Source organism: Virgibacillus subterraneus (assembly GCF_900110695.1).
GTDB classification, from domain to species: Bacteria; Bacillota; Bacilli; order Bacillales; family Amphibacillaceae; genus Lentibacillus; species Lentibacillus subterraneus.
Genome location: NZ_FOEH01000001.1, coordinates 132,428 through 150,160, shown reverse-complemented (window position 1 = coordinate 150,160; position 17,733 = coordinate 132,428). Strand labels below are relative to the sequence as shown.

17 protein-coding genes and 1 pseudogene are annotated in these 17,733 nt (G+C 36.0%); 10 read left to right on the top strand and 8 right to left on the bottom strand.

The window, feature by feature from the left end; all coding sequences use genetic code 11:
• Positions 1 to 97: 97 nt before the first annotated feature.
• The 4 genes from BMY13_RS19350 (at position 98) to BMY13_RS00790 (ending at position 2,365) form a co-directional block, all read left to right on the top strand.
• A complete protein-coding gene (locus BMY13_RS19350; protein ID WP_175476674.1) occupies positions 98 to 235 on the top strand; it encodes a hypothetical protein in 138 nt (45 codons plus the stop codon).
• Between the two features lie 105 nt (positions 236 to 340).
• Positions 341 to 658 carry a hypothetical protein gene (locus BMY13_RS00800; RefSeq protein ID WP_092501764.1) on the top strand — a complete coding sequence of 106 codons (318 nt, stop codon included), beginning with the start codon at positions 341 to 343 and terminating at the stop codon, positions 656 to 658.
• A 303-nt stretch (positions 659 to 961) separates the two neighbouring features.
• Complete coding sequence (locus BMY13_RS00795) at positions 962 to 1,774, top strand: LysM peptidoglycan-binding domain-containing protein (protein WP_092501762.1); 813 nt, start codon at positions 962 to 964, stop codon at positions 1,772 to 1,774.
• 150 nt (positions 1,775 to 1,924) lie between these two features.
• Positions 1,925 to 2,365 (top strand): DUF4181 domain-containing protein, encoded by a 441-nt coding sequence (locus BMY13_RS00790; RefSeq protein WP_092501760.1) that lies wholly within the window; start codon positions 1,925 to 1,927, stop codon positions 2,363 to 2,365.
• Positions 2,366 to 2,465: 100 nt separating this feature from the next.
• On the opposite strand, the gene BMY13_RS00785 is transcribed toward BMY13_RS00790, so the two are convergent.
• Positions 2,466 to 2,681, bottom strand: a complete 216-nt coding sequence (locus BMY13_RS00785) for a hypothetical protein (RefSeq protein WP_092501758.1) — start codon at positions 2,679 to 2,681, stop codon at positions 2,466 to 2,468.
• A 133-nt stretch (positions 2,682 to 2,814) separates the two neighbouring features.
• Here BMY13_RS00785 and BMY13_RS00780 point away from each other — a divergent pair, with 133 nt between their 5' ends.
• The 3 genes and pseudogenes from BMY13_RS00780 (at position 2,815) to BMY13_RS00770 (ending at position 4,479) form a co-directional block, all read left to right on the top strand.
• Positions 2,815 to 3,819, top strand: a complete 1,005-nt coding sequence (locus BMY13_RS00780; RefSeq protein WP_092501756.1) for a serine hydrolase domain-containing protein — start codon at positions 2,815 to 2,817, stop codon at positions 3,817 to 3,819.
• A 58-nt stretch (positions 3,820 to 3,877) separates the two neighbouring features.
• Positions 3,878 to 4,006, top strand: a pseudogene (locus tag BMY13_RS00775) (DNA mismatch repair protein MutT); the annotation flags it as partial.
• Between the two features lie 86 nt (positions 4,007 to 4,092).
• Positions 4,093 to 4,479 carry a hypothetical protein gene (locus BMY13_RS00770; RefSeq protein ID WP_092501754.1) on the top strand — a complete coding sequence of 129 codons (387 nt, stop codon included), beginning with the start codon at positions 4,093 to 4,095 and terminating at the stop codon, positions 4,477 to 4,479.
• Between the two features lie 104 nt (positions 4,480 to 4,583).
• Here BMY13_RS00770 and BMY13_RS00765 read toward each other — a convergent pair whose 3' ends face one another.
• From BMY13_RS00765 to BMY13_RS00755, 3 genes are all read right to left on the bottom strand, one after another.
• Positions 4,584 to 5,222 (bottom strand): potassium channel family protein, encoded by a 639-nt coding sequence (locus tag BMY13_RS00765; protein ID WP_092501752.1) that lies wholly within the window; start codon positions 5,220 to 5,222, stop codon positions 4,584 to 4,586.
• 73 nt (positions 5,223 to 5,295) lie between these two features.
• Positions 5,296 to 6,621 carry a TrkH family potassium uptake protein gene (locus BMY13_RS00760; RefSeq protein ID WP_092501750.1) on the bottom strand — a complete coding sequence of 442 codons (1,326 nt, stop codon included), beginning with the start codon at positions 6,619 to 6,621 and terminating at the stop codon, positions 5,296 to 5,298.
• Between the two features lie 4 nt (positions 6,622 to 6,625).
• A complete protein-coding gene (locus BMY13_RS00755) occupies positions 6,626 to 7,285 on the bottom strand; it encodes a potassium channel family protein (RefSeq protein ID WP_092492190.1) in 660 nt (219 codons plus the stop codon).
• Between the two features lie 298 nt (positions 7,286 to 7,583).
• Here BMY13_RS00755 and BMY13_RS00750 point away from each other — a divergent pair, with 298 nt between their 5' ends.
• Together BMY13_RS00750 and BMY13_RS00740 are read left to right on the top strand one after the other, a co-directional pair.
• Positions 7,584 to 8,942, top strand: coding sequence for a TrkH family potassium uptake protein (locus BMY13_RS00750; RefSeq protein WP_092501747.1), 1,359 nt, complete (start codon positions 7,584 to 7,586; stop codon positions 8,940 to 8,942).
• 517 nt (positions 8,943 to 9,459) lie between these two features.
• Positions 9,460 to 10,254 (top strand): DUF2935 domain-containing protein, encoded by a 795-nt coding sequence (locus BMY13_RS00740; protein ID WP_092501742.1) that lies wholly within the window; start codon positions 9,460 to 9,462, stop codon positions 10,252 to 10,254.
• 110 nt (positions 10,255 to 10,364) lie between these two features.
• On the opposite strand, the gene BMY13_RS00735 is transcribed toward BMY13_RS00740, so the two are convergent.
• Entirely contained in the window at positions 10,365 to 11,771 is a 1,407-nt protein-coding gene (locus BMY13_RS00735) for a SpoVR family protein (protein ID WP_092501740.1), read from the bottom strand.
• Positions 11,772 to 11,827: 56 nt separating this feature from the next.
• Complete coding sequence (locus BMY13_RS00730) at positions 11,828 to 13,645, bottom strand: LysM peptidoglycan-binding domain-containing protein (protein ID WP_092501738.1); 1,818 nt, start codon at positions 13,643 to 13,645, stop codon at positions 11,828 to 11,830.
• Between the two features lie 172 nt (positions 13,646 to 13,817).
• Here BMY13_RS00730 and ymzB point away from each other — a divergent pair, with 172 nt between their 5' ends.
• Positions 13,818 to 14,165, top strand: a complete 348-nt coding sequence (gene ymzB / locus BMY13_RS00725; RefSeq protein WP_092501736.1) for a protein YmzB — start codon at positions 13,818 to 13,820, stop codon at positions 14,163 to 14,165.
• A 76-nt stretch (positions 14,166 to 14,241) separates the two neighbouring features.
• On the opposite strand, the gene yhbH is transcribed toward ymzB, so the two are convergent.
• On the bottom strand, positions 14,242 to 15,399 hold the full coding sequence (gene yhbH / locus BMY13_RS00720) for a sporulation protein YhbH (protein ID WP_092501733.1): 1,158 nt from the start codon (positions 15,397 to 15,399) through the stop codon (positions 14,242 to 14,244).
• A 267-nt stretch (positions 15,400 to 15,666) separates the two neighbouring features.
• Positions 15,667 to 17,562 (bottom strand): PrkA family serine protein kinase, encoded by a 1,896-nt coding sequence (locus BMY13_RS00715; RefSeq protein WP_092501731.1) that lies wholly within the window; start codon positions 17,560 to 17,562, stop codon positions 15,667 to 15,669.
• Positions 17,563 to 17,733 lie beyond the last annotated feature (171 nt).

Genomic DNA, 17,733 nt, shown 5'->3' with positions numbered 1-17,733 from the left:
AATTGAATCTGCTTGTTCCTCTAAAGCAGCAGAAGAGTTGAAGAGAACAGATTTTTAACTTAAATAAATTATAGAAGTTATGAGAGGAGAACGTATAATGAATGAGAAACAGTTGGAAGAGCTTATTAAGATTGAAAATACTAAACGAAAATTAATAGCTTCATTGGTAGTTGGAGTTTATTTAATAGTAATTTTTTTACTGTTTTTTGGTGTTATTATGTTAGCTGAGATCTAAACTCTTCAACAAACGGGTAGCTTTCCTTGAATAAGTAATTGCACTTCTTGTTCAACTATAGTAGCAGGATTATTTAATAAGGTTTATAAAATTGGAGGGAGAATAATGTTTGTAAAAGTTTATCAATATCATATTGAAAATGATAAAGTGGACGAGTATTTAAGTATTCAAGAAAAAGCGTCAGAAATTTATAACAAATATTTGGATTTTACTACTATTTATCTCCAATGCAATGAGGATAGTACGAAATGGATGGAGATTTCAAAATATAAGAATGAGGAAGAGTATCAAAAAAGTATTAACTTAATTAACAAAGAGAAAGATATACAAGAACTGTTTGCAGCGTTCCAATCACTCTTAGTTAGTGAGAAAGAGATAAGTGAAGAAAACTATATAGAAAAGAAAGTAATAAATAATTATTAGCAACTTCATCGCCTTCAAGTAAAGTGCGCGTTAGTTGAATGAGCATTTGAAAATAAATTCAAGGAAAAATCTCAGTTCACTGAACTGAGATTTGTTATTTTTAATTACAAGTATCACTACAAATACGATGCAATTTGTTATACACATTCAGTTACATTTTAAAGTGTAATTCTGAATTATGTGATAGGAAACGGAAACAGTTATTATTTATCCCGCTCCTCTAGTTTGCCAACACACTATACACATTCGCCCGTTTGTTACGTATTATATAAGCAGATTTCATAACTTTAGGAGGTGATATGTTTGAGTATTGCAACAGGCACATACTTTATTTATCAAGTACAGCCAGGCGACACATTGTATGCCATTGCTGACCGGTTCGGCAGTACGCCACAGGCAATTGCAGATGCTAATTATCTGTATCCTCCCGTAACCACACCTGATCTGATTTTTCCCGGACAGTTCTTAGTCGTCCCATCAAATTCAACAAACGACATCTCCACATTTTACGTAGTAGCGCCTGGTGACACACTTAATCGAATTGCTCTACGGTTCTCAACAGCTATCGAACTGATTGCTGGAATCAACACAGATATTCAGGATCCTGGCTTGATTTACCCCGGGCAGCCATTAATTGTTCCTGCATTTATTTACTCAGTAGAACAAGGTGACACTATCTATCAAATGGAACAACGATTTGGGGTTCCAAGAGCCAACATTATTCGCGCTAATTTGGATCGACCAGGTTTTTCACCAACAACCATCTGGCCAGGATATGCGTTGATTATTCCGCTTGAAACTTCAGAAAATATTGCTGTGATGGACCCTTTACCCGGAACCGTCATTCAAAGCGGACAAATGGTTACAGGATGGGCGCGAGCTTTTGAAGCGAATGTCCTGCATCAGGTACGCGATAGTAACGGGGTAATCGTCTCTGAAGAGCGATCTGTAATGGCGGATCAAGGAGCACCGGCATATGGAAGGTTTGAAAGCACTTTACCTTTTGACAGGCAGCCAATCGCAAGCACCGGGGAGGTTTGGGTATATACACGCAGCCCAAGAAATAATGAAATACAGGATTTGGTACAGGTGAAGGTGAATTTCAATTCTGTATAAGGTAGCAGACGCATGGGGTGATCATGCGTCTTTTCTAATTCAAAACGCGACTATACGGGAACTTTTTAATTGTTAATTCGTATAGAATAAAGGAATTCGAATAGACGTTATCGAAATTTATCGTTGGCAGTTTTAAAAAGGAGAATCGTTATGTACCCGGGGCAAGAACCTATATTTGGGAAGTTAATCGTGCTAATAGTCGTACTATCTCTAATAATATTTATCTTTAATACGATAATGCGAAAAATACTTAAGGTTAAACGTACCAAATTCTTTTCGCAAACTCATGTGAATGATTTACATAAAAAAGGTGATCGGATTATTGTAACACTAACTGTTATTGCGACTATTGTTGCAGCTATTATATTTTATGACCTTCCAAGTTTACCTATTAATAATTCATTGGCAGTCTTTATGGTATCAATGGTATTTTTATTTTTGCAAGAGGTATTTCGAGCAATCATCGAATGGAAGTATAAAAAGGGACAAAATGATTATCTGTATACTATCTTCCAATTAATATTTGTGCTTCTTATTGGTTACTTCGCATTTCAGTCAGGAGGATTTGGGTTGTTTCCTGATTTGTTATGACAGTAAAGCCCTAGCTATTTGGATTTACTGCTTTCACACATGCAAGCCATCTTCATCTTCGCCAACTTTTCCCCGCCTAATCGATTGTTCACACGCATGTCTACGCCTCCATTTGTTTTCTGGCTGGGCCAACGGAAAGTATATTATTGCGTTTAAATGTACGCACTTGTTTTCGATAGTAACAGTAGGCAAGAATTTTATCATCATTATAATTGATTACACGGATATAGCGCTCCGTTACGTTGTTCTTATGATCCATATAAAAGATAACGATCTTTTCTTTAGTATCAACTGAATGCTGAATTAATCCATTCATGCTCAAACCACCTTTTAAGAACGTTTGTTCGTATTATAACACAATTTGTGAAATGAATTCGATGATTTAACAAGTTTTTCTGATTATTTTTGCTGAAATAAGTACGAGATTGTGAAGGAAAGGAGAAATTATAATGAAGAAGCTTGAAAAATTAATTGATTGGGTTGAGGATATAAAAGAAAAAAACAAGAGTAGTGCTTCTTCATTATATATACTGAAAGATAACAAAGTAATATTGGAACATTATAGTGGTTATCATTCTAATTCTACTGAAGCAGATCCAATCAATTCATCCTCGCTATTTAACGTAGCATCTGCAAGAAAAAGCTATCTTGGATTAGCAGTGGCCTATGCTCTTTATGAAGGGAAAATCAAAAGCCTTGATGATTATGCAATTGAATATTTTGAAGAAATAGATGAACAACTACTTGGAAAAACCACATTACGGCATTTAGTAACTCATTCACACGGTTTACACGAAAAAGAAGATGGCACTATTTTTAGAGAGTTTGAACCAGGCAATGGATGGGCTTATAGAGGAATAAATGTGTTAATAATTACTTGGTTGGTAAATAGACTTTTTAATAAGAGTTTTCCAGAACTTTTAAATGAGCGAGTCTTTTTACCTTTGGGTTTAAAGAAAACAGTCTGGCAAACTACGGAGAACGAAGCGTTAGTAAAAGAAATTGTTAATCCAGATGAAAATGGTTCATATAAGTTGAGCAGTTACAATAATGGTACTCAATCAAACCTACATACGACTGCATCAGAGTTTGCACAATGGGGAAATCTTCATTTAAACAAAGGCATTGCGAATGGGAAACAAATTATTCCAAAAGAAGTGATAGAAACCGCAACTCAAATTCAAAGCCCTATCTTTAAAAATATTAACCTCCCACAAAATGGACTGTTTTGGTATGTACAAGGTAATCCTGCCGATAACAGTGAGATTGGGGAAAGAGTCCCTAAGGGTTCTTATCAAATATTAGGAATAACAGGACCAACTCTTTTAGTGATTCCAGAATACAATGTTGTTGTAGCTAAAATGTATAACAAGCGATACAACTATGGTGATGACAATTACCTTTACTACCTAAGAGAATTTAGTAATTTAGTAGCTGATACCTTTCGACAATAAATTGAAGTAAATGTACTTAACTAGCACTGGCAGTTGAACAAGAATGAGGTGGATTATTATGTCTGAAAAGAGATATCATAGGTCTTTTGGTGTATATGGAATATATGTAAAGGATGGCAAACTACTAGTAATAAATAAGAATGGCGGTCCGTACATAAACCGATATGACCTTCCTGGAGGGAGCTTGTTTCTTTAGATTTTAACAAAAAGAATAATTCATTCGCTACACCAGTAGAGGCTTTAAATAATACAGAAGAACCAAACTTTGAGATTTTGGAAATTATTGATACTAAATTCTCTGAAGACAAGAATGTATCATATGTCTTTTTCTATTCTGAAGTCGATAAACCAGAGAACTATTTAGCGGCAGCAATAATAACTAAAAATAAATATGGTTGGAAGTTTGATGAAATGGTCGGTGTTGGAGATATTGCTGAAGGAAATGCTGGAAATTCAACAGGTCATGATGGTTACCGAATTGAATTTGCTGCGTCCGAAGTTGCTAAAGTACAACTGGGTATTCATAATGCTGATATTATCCCTTTGGAAGGTAAAGAATTGAAAGCATGGTTGTTCCATGGATTAAGTTCGGATGAATTTGAAAAGAGTGAATTACAATTTCTTAATGAAGAAGGAAAGATATTGGAAAGTTATTTTTAAAAAACATCGACGGTAATGTCATAAATAATTCATTAAAAGGACCAATAGGAAGTCAGGAAAAATAATTATTGTTAAGCTAACTGGTGCCGCTCGACAAGTTAATACTATATTGAAATCAGCAAATCACCATTGTTTATTATTTTTTCAGAAGCAGGGTTAACTGACATTTTTCCATCACAAATTACCCCAATGAGCAGATCATCCTTATCTAAAAATTTATTCTGACATTCTCTAAACTGTTTTCCGATCAAGTTATTAGGAACAGGCAAAGTTTTATACTGTTGGGAGATTATTTGTTCAATAGATGACCTATTTAAACAATCAGTATACGTTTCATGGAAAAATATTCCTCCCATAAACTCATTAGCTCGAATGATAGTTGTAGCCCCTGCTCTTTTAGCATTTTCAACATGTTTTTTTGTATGAAGTTCTGTTATGATTTTCACATTCGGATTAGCTACCCTTATGGAGATTGTAACTAGAATACTATACTGATCTGCCTCCTCTTCACCCCCAGTGAAATCCGAAGTCACAACAACTGTTTTAGCATGTTCGATATTTGCTTGTTCCAACGTATCCCTTTTAGAGGCATCTCCTTTTATAAACGTAAAATTAAGTTCAGGCGGATTATCTAGAGTAGCATCAATTAATACGACTTTTTCATCCTCTTTTTTTTCATTAATTTCCTTAATTAATTGCTTGGATCGTTCATTCCAACCAATAATTATTTGGTGATTTTCCATTTTTACACCACATTTCTGATTATTATATTACTTGTAATGTAAGAAGTAATAACTACTATAAATAATTACTCCATCAGCCAGTTAATATTTCTTCTCTTGCATATCGAACATTAACTTTTTTATGATTTGCTATAGAAAAGGCTAGTGTCAATGGTCCAACTTTACCGATGACCATAATAGTAATAATAATCACTTTACCAACCGAAGTTAAATCCCCTGTTAATCCCATGGACAAACCAACAGTACCAAATGCGGATACAGCTTCAAAAACAATCATAATAAACGAGGCATCTTCAGTTATATCCAGAATGAAAATGCCTATAAAAACAAAAGTGACACCAATGACAGTAATGGCTAATGAACGGACGACTGTTGAATCAGTAATTGCTCGTTGAAAAATACTTATTTCACTCTCCTTTTTAATAAATGAACTAACAGAGAGCATAAGTGCGAGAAATGTGGTCAATTTTATCCCGCCACCTGTTGAGGCACTACCCGCACCAATGAACATTAATAAAATTATAAAGAACAGGGTTGGGTCATTTAAACTAGCTATCTCAAGCGTGTTAAATCCTGCAGTCCTAGGTGTTAATGCTTGAAAATAGGATGCTTGTATTTTATCACCTAATGAGAGGTTACCAATTGTTTTTGGGTTATCAAATTCTAGTGATAACACAAATATTATTGAAATGATATTTATTATAATCGTACCAATGACCATTAGTTTTGTATGTAAGCTGAACTTTCCAAACGTTTTCTTCTTCCAAATATCGAAGATCACTGTAAAGCCTATACCACCTAGTATGAATGAGAATGTAATAATTATATTAATAATTGGATCTCCAATAAAACGTGATAAGCTATCTGACCAAGTGGAAAAACCCGCATTATTAAAAGCAGAGATAGAATGAAATAAGCTAGCAAACAAACCACCCTTCCAGCCTAGAATGGGTACCCAACGGATTGACAGCAAGGTAAATACAATAGTTTCAACTATTAAAGAAAATGCTAAGAGTTTTTTTGCAAGAATAATAACGCCACCAATTGAATTTTGGTTTAATGATTGGGTAATTAATACATGTTCCTTAAAACCAATCTTTCTACCTGCCATTAAAAAAATAAAAACTGCAAAAGTCATAATTCCTAATCCTCCAAGTTGAATCAAAAGAAGAATTATAATCTGCCCAAATAAAGTAAACGCTGTTCCTGTATCTACTACTATAAGACCAGTAACTGTCATTGCCGATGTTGCTGTGAAAAAAGCATTAAGAACAGTAATATGGTCAGTAGTAGCAAGGGGTAACTTTAATAATAAAGTTCCTATAAATATAAATGTCAAAAAAATCAATAATAAGAATTGGGGAGGATCTAATCTTTTTATTATGTTTTTCTCATTCAACTAGCTACACTCCCTCATTCTCAAAATGTTCAAGATTGTTATTACTCCCTATTGCAATTAATACATCGGTCACAATAATTTTTGTATCAGCCGGAGGAGAGATTAAAATATTGTTGGAGCTTCTTTTAATTGCAATCACACTACAATTGTACTTAGCTCGTATATCAAGTTCCGATAATGTCTTTCCAGCAATTTTTTTACTAGCTATAATTTCCACAATGCTATACTTATCAGATAACTCTATGTAATCAGTTACTTTATCTGATACTATATGGTTCGCAATACGAATCGCCATGTCACGTTCAGGGTGAATTATCTTATCAGCACCAATCTTTCTTAACACTTTCTCGTGATATTCATCCTGTGCTTTTACCCACACTTGTTCTATTCCCATTTCTTTCAGGATAAGCGTTGCTAAAATACTTGACTGTATACCCTCGCCAAGGCTGATAATTACACAATTAAAATTACTAATTCCCACTGTTTTTAATGATTCTTCGTCTATAGCATCTAGTTCCGCAGCATGGCTAACTAAAGATGAAAATTCTTGAACACGTTCTAGACTTTTATCTAAAGCCAGGACATCAACACCTTGGCTTACCAATTCCTTACACAAGTTTCCACCGAAACGCCCTAACCCAATTACTGCAAATTCTTTACGCACTGGTTTTTGCTTCAAGTTGGTACTTCCTTTCCTTGTTAGGGTGTTATTTACAGTATCTACATAATTTTAAATTAATATAAGTTAAGTGTTCTCCATACAAATATATTTTGCATTGGATTGGATTCTTTCAATCAAGTCGGTAGAACAAAGTTGAAGTGATTATTAGAATCAATTATGGAAACAATAATCATTTAACTCTATCTAACTTTATATTGTGCTTTCTCATGTTAAGTCTTATGATATAGTTATGATTTTTGATAAGGGATAGCTTAAATGCGTGTTAAGGGGTTTTTCAGTGATGTCAGCATTCAAATTATTTATAAATCGTTTATCTACTATTCATCTCATTGTTCTTTTTTACTTATTTGCAGTTTTGTTTTCAACAATTTTAATAAGCATACCTTATTTTCATCAAACAGGTGTAGGCTTGTCCTTTATAGATACATTATTTACTGCTGTAAGCGCAATAAGTGTTACCGGATTAACTGTTGTTTCAACTGCGGAAACATTTAATGCAGTTGGTAAAGTAGTTCTTGCTATAATTCTGCAGTTTGGTGGAATTGGAATTATGACTTTAGGAACGTTTATTTGGATAATACTTGGAAAGAAAGTTGGACTTCGGGGAAGACAGTTAATTAAGATTGATCAAAATAGAACCACGTTTTCTGGATTAGTAAAATTAATGATAAGTATTTTTAAAATAATACTTATCATTGAATTGTTTGGAACAATCGTTTTGAGCACATATTTTTTGAGTTATTTTGACACATGGCAGGAAGCTTTGTTACAGGGATTTTTTGGAGCTGTGAGCGCAACAACTAATGCAGGATTTGATATAACCGGATCTTCACTAATCCCTTTTGCGCATGATTACTTTGTGCAATTTATAAACATGGTTCTGTTAATTTTAGGAGCAATTGGATTTCCTGTACTAATAGAGGTGCAGGATTTACTTAGTGGAAATTACCGGGATATTAATAATAAATATCATTTCTCCCTTTTTACAAAAATAACTAGTTTCACTTTCTTTAGTCTCCTACTTGCTGGCTGGCTAGCAATTTATGTATTAGAACGTAACGCTTTTTTAGCAGACAAGCTATGGCATGAGAAAATATTTTATAGCCTGTTTCAATCCGTTACCACAAGAAATGGTGGACTAGCTACCATGGATGTTAGTGACTTTACAATTCCTACATTGTTAGTTATTTGTATTTTAATGTTTATCGGTGCCTCTCCAAGTAGTGTTGGTGGGGGAATTAGAACCACAACGTTCGCTATTATGTTATTAGCGATTCTTAATCATGCTAAAGGTAAATCCAGTATTAAGGTGTATGGAAGAGAAATTGATCCAGATGATATTAATCGATCTTTTATTGTAATTACAACGGCAATTATGCTTTGTGCAACCGCAATTATTTTCTTAGCTAGCATTGAGCCTTTTCCAATCATAGAAATAATTTTTGAGGTTTGTTCAGCTTTTGGGACAACTGGACTTTCCATGGGAATTACTTCAGAGTTAAGCACAATCGGTAAATGTGTCATTATTTTTATGATGTTTGTAGGCAGAATTGGGATATTCTCATTTTTGTTTCTCATGAGAGGTAAAGAAACAAGGGATTTATATCATTATCCAAAGGAGAAGGTGATTATTGGCTAATGGATATAAATAATACGCTGGTTGGAGGTCTAATAGGTTTATTTTTTGGTACTGTTTTATCAAGGATTTCGCTATTGATAATTATTAGTAATTTTCACGTTCTTTATATAGAGACACATCCTAATATTTATAGCATTATTGTCAAAATAGTATTTATTATTTTAGGAATTATTATGAGTAAAAAAATTGTTTAGTATTTAAATTTATTTATCTAAATGTGTTATTATCTGATTCTAGAAAACATTGTTGTGCTAGCGGCACTTTAATTTAACAACAGATATTAGTAATGAAAATAGCATGGAGGAATATCCAAGCCATTTTTTACTGTGAATTTTAATGGTGAAAATATTTGAGTATTGGTGAGATTTAACCTGCGAATCACTGTTTTCACCTTACAAGCGAGAAATCTAAGAAAGCATCGAAAAAAGGTTTTATACAGTCCTATGGAATAGCAAGAATAGGGACAAATTGACATACATAAATATGGGAAGGAAGAGTAAAATCAGGAGGGGATATATTGTCAAACCCAATTGTAACGAAATCCTTGGACGAAATTCAATTTTGGTCGAGGATCATGAAGGAGCATGCTTTATTTTTAAGCTTGGGATTTACCTACGAACAAAAGCGATTAATTGAAGAAGCCCAACAGTTCATCACACTTTTTGAACGAATAGAAGAAAAGTTGGCAAGGTTTTCTGTAAATTCAGATCTCCGCCAAGTTCAAGCTTTTAACAAAGAGGTTTATCAGGCAGCTGTTGCCATTTGGAGTTACAAAAGAAAAGTTTTAGGGTTAACTTTACGTTGTGAAATTCGATCAAATAACTTTCCATTATTAGTCGACCATATTAGCAGAGAAGCCGCTTATTTTGCCAACAGATTAAAAGACCTCAACGAAGGAAAACTTGCCCCCGAACCTGATACGATTATCAAAGAAAATCTATTCTTCTTAAAAATTATGGCAGACCATTCCAAATTTATCGGACATCTTTTAGATCCTTCTGAAAGACAGCTAGTGGAACAGGCAAGAGAATTCAGCCATGATTTTGATCAACTGGTTTTCCAGGCAGTTGATTTAGATTCTATGCGTCCGCAATCTGAAACTGTTCCAATACTGGATCAATTCCTGGATCAAAACAGAGTTTCAGTAGTTTCATTACGGGATTTTAAGAAAACAGCAAGAGAGTTAATAGAGGCTTGTCGCATTAAAAGTAATATTCATCCACTCCTCGCTGACCATACATTTAGAGAAGCTGAAAGATTTCTGGAAATTATAGATTTATTTGAGAACCATCTTTCAACATCAAGTCAGTAACAGTAGTCAAATGAGAGTTTGTGAATAAATGTTAAAGACATTTTAAGTTGTAAAATCAAAGTTAGTAAATTGAAGAAGCCGGAGATATCCAATCATATCTCCGGCTTTTTTTATACAAATCGCCTGTGCATCTTATTCCCATCATACGAAAATACAACCTGTTTTTCCTCCACATAGGTTTCCATATGCACATCACGACCCCATAGCTGGTAGATGTATGGAATTACATTTTCCAAATACTTTAGATCAAGCTCTATTCCCTCGTAGCCATGGACTAGATATAGCTCACCATTTCGCAGGTAATCTCCGTTTTCAACCTGTATATACGGGAAGCCGCCGTTGATCCTCATCGAGATAAGCTGATCTCTGACTTTCTCATAATCCTTTTCGGTAATCCGGTAGTCTCTTCCTTGCTTTTCAAACAAATACATATCTTCTTCTTGCACTATTTCTTTTGTTAAATAGTTTCGAATGAAAGAAATGTCGGATTCAATTTCGCGAACTTCAAACATCTTTTCCCTGCCTGAATTTGGTTCAATCCCTAAATTCCTCATTTCTTCTGTCGGGTTGTTGTAGCGTTCCTCGATATTTTCAAACATTTTTAGACCTAGATAGTACGGGTTGATCTGTTGCCTGGAAGGCTGCACAACCCCTGCGTTCAATTTAGCAAACTCCACTACTTCATCAGTAGTTAGATCCATTTCTCGTAAGATTCGTTGATGCCAATACGAAGCCCAGCCTTCATTCATGATTTTTGTCTCGAGCTGTGGCCAAAAGTATTGCATTTCCTCCCGCATCATAGTTAATATGTCGCGTTGCCAGTCTTCAAGCTCACGACTGTACTCCTCGATAAATAGCAATATATCTTTTTCCGGATTTGGCGGGAACTTCTTTCGTTTATTTCTTGGACTTGGCTGTTTATCTGCTTCACTTTGATCCAAATTCCATAAATCATCATAGGCTGTTTTAACTTTTGGCGTTGTCTCTTCTTCCTCTTCACTCTGTGCTGGGAGCTTATGTCTTATTATAGATGGGTCAATATGCTCCTGAATCGATAAGACAGCATCCAGAAATTGCTCGACTTCATCTTTTCCATATATCATTTCGTAGTTAGCAATTCGCTCGGCGGTCGCAGTCATGCTCTCGACCATATCCCGTCTTGTATTTGCAAATCGGGCATTATTTTTGAAGAAATCGCAATGAGCGAGTACATGGGCAATTATGAGCTTATTTTGAATTATACTGTTTGTATCGAGTAAAAATGCATAGCAGGGATTAGAATTAATAACAAGTTCATAAATCTGGCTCAGACCAAGGTCATAATGCAGCTTCATTTTGTGAAACTGTTTTCCGAAACTCCAATGGCTATACCGTGTTGGCATGCCATATGCTCCAAATGTATAAATGATATCAGCAGGACAAATTTCATAACGCATCGGATAAAAATCAAGACCAAACTCAGTCGCAATTTCCGTGATTTCATCGATCGCGCGATTAAGTGCCTTTGTTTCTGTCAAAATAATCCCTCCAGGTGTGCTTTCTATAGTTTATGACGCCAGGAAGGAATAATGAACTATCGAATAAAAGAAAGTGTTGCACTAATTTCATTTATATGGTTTTCATCCGCCCATAAAATAAAGAAATTGTACGTGTCTTCGCCTATTTGAACAGGGTTCGGATATCGGACAATTAAGGCTACCTGATTCTCCATTTCGGGTGGCTGGTCGGCAGATGGAAAAATAAAGCACGCCTCTTGAGACTGGATATGTGTGTTAACAATCCGTGGGGCAGATCCATATGGCATTAGCGGATGGAATGCTTCGTTTTGGCAAACCTGATTGAGCGGACTATCTGAGGATATTGCCGAAATCTGAAAAAATCCATCTGGCCCCTCATATCTTTCTGCTGTTACGCTTTGCCAATTTGCTGGGTATTGAAACTGAACGTTAAATTCAGCGTTAGTATACGTTTTTTTCAATGAGGATCTAGGTGTTGGTGACCACTGTAAAGCTATAATCGAAACACCCGATATCAACCGTATCGGTACTGGATGTGTTAAATCCATCATCCACATTTCGTTGGCAAATTCCTGCTCGTTACAGCCTGATAAATAGGCGATTCTGCTACCATCGCTTGACCATGTAACTGGTGTAGCAAAACAATTTGAAATTGCTCTTGTACGATCATTCTGCCCTTGATTTCCAGCAGTTCGAATTAATGAGAAATACCCCCTGTCTTCAAACGCAGTAGCACTATAGAGAATCGTTCTTGAATCAGGTGACCATTCAGGGAAATAATTTTTGGCAAGTGGCCCACCCACTACCTCAAAGACGCTACCTGTTGATATTTGTACGATAAAGATTAGCGAAATGCTAGCGCCAGGAGTTGTATAAAGCACATACAAACCATCTGGAGAAAGACGTACATTATTATGCCTTCCACCTGTGTTTTGCGTGATTTGTCGCTTATCGGATCCATCCTGCCTAATACGGTAAAGCTGGCTTACCCCTGATTCATCAGGTGCCTGAAAAAGAAGTTCCATACCATTTGGAAACCACTGTACATCTGTCGCACCAGGCTGACTTATTCGCTGTGCTTCGTGTGTATTAACATTGTACAAAATAATTTCATCTTGTTTTGTATAAGTTAGCTTCAGACTATCTGGGGACCAACTTACATAATTGCCAAACCCTTCATCAAATTGATCAATACGTGCAACAGTGCCCTCTTCTACATCAACGACATAGAGGATTGCGTTTTTTCCAACAAAAGCTATCTTGTTACTATTTGGGGACCAAAAAGGTGTAGAAAAGGATTCACCTAAACCTGTTGTAAGCTGCGTACTAAAACCGCTCATAAGGTCATATAACCAAATATCGAATCCATCCCCAGTGTTTGCTGTGTAAGCAATTGACCCGCTCAACCCAGGCGGTGCATAAGGAATGATTAACCTCATCCCAGGAAAAATAGCATTAGTTGGTAAACGGTTCACATTTCTAATCAGCTCTGTATTAACGAGTCCACCAGTAGTAACGTTAAATCTTCTGCCAATCTGAAACAGTGAATCCCCAGGTTGGACAATATAGTAAGGAACGCCAGGCGGTACTTTCAATAACTGTCCTTCTTGAATAATATAAGGAGGCTCAAGTCCATTCGCTTCGATAATGACAGATTGTGGAACTTTGAAAATCTGCGAGAGATTATAAACGGTATCTCCTGCCCTTACACGAATAACATCAACACCTGGTGGTACAGAAAGCTGTTGCCCAATAAATATCGTGTAAGGGGGCTGTATATTGTTTGCAGCGATTAGAGAATCAACTGGTATCCCCCAGCGAATTGCAATCTGATACAATGTGTCGCCAGGACGGACCGTGTAAAAAAGTTGCATAATATTCACTCCTGAATTATTTAGTTACGAATCTTCATCCTTCTGCCTATAGATTATTCATTTAGACAGCTGGAGGTTCGGAACAGCATCTGCCTATGAAAAGTTATTCCATTTTTCCTTTCCTGAATGATTAATTCAATCATGGAAAATATAAAGTCTAGGAGGGATTACCATGGATCAGCATTTTTTATCGATTGAGGAATTTAACGAGTTATTAAATAATTGGAATGGGCAAACAATTAAAATTTCAAAGATTGAACTTGATGATGTAGATGAAACATTAATACAATTGAAAAATATTTCTTACTCTACTAACACGAGAAGAATTGATGACTATGAACCCATGCATGCATTGCAATTTAATGGCATAGGTAATGTTAATACCGATTTCAAGGAACACCAGCCATTGCCTTCAGAAATATATGAAATACCACTGGAAGACTCCTCATTATATGAATTTAACGGATCGAGTTTCTTACTGAGCACATCTAGAGGAGTTTATAAAATTGAACTAGCATAAGAAATATTATTCGACAAATATCGGGGAGTGACAGGCACCAAGATAACCCGGGAAGTGCGTACTCCCCGGGTATTTCCTAAGCGTTTACTTCTTGTTTTTGGAAGAATTCTTTTAGTGCGTGGTAGACGTCCTGTTTTCCTTTGAGGATGTAATGGCGGAATTTTGGATTATCAAATCCGCTGTAGGCTCTCATTAGTGTTGACTGGCGGTTATACATGTTTACTTCCGCATAACCAAACATATTCGAAACATCCATGATCTCATTCACTAATTTAATACATCTCGGATTATCTGACGTTATATTTTCACCATCCGAGAAGTGAAATGGATAGATATTATAACGATTCGGATTATATTTATCATCAATTAAATTCAATGCTTGGTTATAGGCAGAAGAACATATTGTGCCGCCACTTTCACCTTTTGAAAAAAATGCCTCCTCTGTTACAACTTTCGCTTCTGTGTGGTGGGCAATAAATGCAATATCTACTGTTTCATATTTGGAGCGAAGAAATTTTGTCATCCAGAAAAAGAAGCTCCTGGCCAGATACTTTTCTAATTTCCCCATCGATGCACTCGTATCCATCATCGCAAGAACAACTGCTTTTGATTCTGGCTTAACAACATCATTCCACGTCTTGAATCGTAAGTCATCATTGCTGATAGGTTCAATTCCGGGTCTTCCTTCAGTTGCATTCCTTTTGATTGCCGTTAATATTGTCCGTTTCTTATCAATGTTACCCATAAGTCCTTTCTTACGGACATCATTAAATTCGACTTTCTCTGTCTTAATTTCAGCTTGTTCTTTTTGCTGCAGATTGGGTAATTCCAATTCTCTAAATAAAACTTCCTCTAATTCTGCTAGTGAAACTTCTTTCTCATAATAATCTTTTCCAGCCTGGTCGCCCGCCTTTTTCCCGTTCCCATCACCACTCTCCCCACCCGGGTCACGAGCAATGATATCGCCCACTTCGCTATCTCCATCCCCTTGACCCACATGTTTGGTTTTATCATGATTGTAACGGATTTTATATTCATCTAAAGAACGAATCGGGATCTTAATAATATCGCGACCATTAGACATCACAATATTTTCTTCACTTACTAAATCTGGTAAGTTATTCCTGATGGCATCCTTTACTTTATCATTATGACGCTGTTGATCTTGATAACCTTTACGATGGAGGGACCAATCTTCCTTGGAGACCGCAAAACTTTCCTTATCTTCCTTCATATCAATCCCCTCCTGCTATTAGTTTTCTTTATTCTATGCAATTACAGACAAATATTGACACATATTAAGGTGTTAGACTTGGCATTCGTTTATTTGCATGCAGTTCAATACTTCTTAAATGGTTAGAAAACTTGGCTTATCCAAGCCTTAAAATGGATAAGCCTTAGTTGCACTTATGCAGATAAGAAAGTATTTATACATTCTTATCTGCTAAAAAAATAACAAGACCTCGTGAACAATTAGTCTTGTTATTTCCAACAATTCGATTTAACGGTTGAGTAAGCTTCCTACATAACGCAATAACTCATTTGCCGAAATGGAGTTATAGCCATACTCATCGATTAGCCTTGCAACCACTTCATTTATCTTCTTAAGTTGTGATTCATCCGGTGTTTGTGAAGAAGTAGTTATTTTAACAACATCCTTTAAGTCGGCAAACAATTTCTTTTGAATTGCTTCCCGCAGACGGTCATGCGAATTATAGTCAAACCTTTTGCCTTTTCTTGCGTAAGCAGAAATGCGTATGAGAATTTCTTCTCTGAAAGCTTTTTTAGCATTTTCTGAGATACCAATTTGTTCTTCGATCGAACGCATTAGTTTTTCATCTGGCTGCATTTCTTCACCTGTTAATGGATCCTGTAATTTATTTTTATTACAGAATGCTTCAACATTATCAAGATAATTATTCATTAATGTTTTAGCTGATTCTTCATAGGAATAAACAAATGCTTTTTGAACTTCTTTTTTGGCAATTTCATCGTATTCTTTTCGTGCAACAGATATATAATTCATATAATTCTCTCGATCTTCCTCTGATATGGATGGGTGCTGATCCAATCCTTCTTTCAACGATCGTAAAACATCAAGGGCATTAATTGCAGGAACATCTTTACGTATAATAGTCGATGAAATTCTGTTAATCACATAACGCGGATCAATCCCATTCATCCCTTCGTTCGGAAATTCCTTCATTAATTCATCGACGTCAATTTGGTTAAACCCTTCCACACTATCTCCATCATACAAGCGCATCTTTTTGACAAGGTCTATCCCTTGCTTGTTGGAATCGCTCAGTCTCGTCAAAATAGAAAAAATAGCGGCAACCCTTAATGCATGTGGAGCTATATGAACATGTGCCATATCACTTTCATTTATCATTTTTTTATAGATACGCTCTTCCTGACTCACTCTTAAGTTATACGGAACAGGCATTACGATGATTCTGGAATGAAGGGCCTCATTCTTTTTATTAGAAATAAAGGAGCGATATTCTGCCTCATTCGTGTGCGCTACAATAAGTTCATCAGCCGAAATCAAGGCAAACCTGCCTGCCTTGAAATTACCCTCCTGTGTCAGTGATAGTAAATGCCAGAGAAATTTCTCATCGCATTTCAGCATTTCCTGGAATTCCATCATGCCGCGATTTGCCTTATTCAACTCACCATCAAAGCGATATGCCCTGGGATCTGATTCTGATCCGAATTCAGCAATCGTTGAAAAGTCAATACTTCCAGTTAAGTCAGCAATGTCCTGTGATTTTGGGTCTGACGGACTGAACGTTCCAATCCCTACACGTTTATCCTCCGAAAGAATAATCCGTTCAACCTTTACATCCTCTATACGTCCATCGTATTCCTTTTCAAGTCGCATCGAATTCAATGGTGACAGGCTTCCTTCAATGCGAATACCATATTCGTTTGAAAAATCCTCACGTAAATGTTTTGGAATAAGGTGGAGTGGATCCTCATGCATAGGACACCCCTTAATAGCATAAACAGCACCAGCATCTGTTCTGGAATACCTTTCGAGACCACGCTTTAACATTGTTACGATTGTTGACTTCCCACCACTAACAGGCCCCATTAGCAATAATATTCGCTTTCTTACATCAAGTCGCTTTGCTGCAGGGTGAAAGTACTCTTCTACTAGCCTTTCAATCGAATCTTCAAGTCCAAATATCTCTTCACCAAAAAAGTCATACATCCTCTTTCCATCTCTTTCAGATAGACCGGAACTTATAATCATATTATAAACGCGTGAATGAGCCGTTTGGGCAACTTCTGGCCTTTGTTTTACAATTTCCAGGTACTCAGCAAATGTTCCTTCCCAATTTAGCCTTTTCTCTTCTTCACGGTGGCTTTTCACCTTGTTTAGTATATCCATTCTGTTCCCTCCATCTAGGGCGTGGTTAATATAATCTTATGCGGATAGCTTATTCATCATGCTGACTAGTTTATTGGAATCATAGCCTAACTTTTTAATTTGTACTTATAATTAATCATCTTTTAACAAAAACTATTAGCAAACTTGGCTTTCGCGAAAGCTTTTAATAGC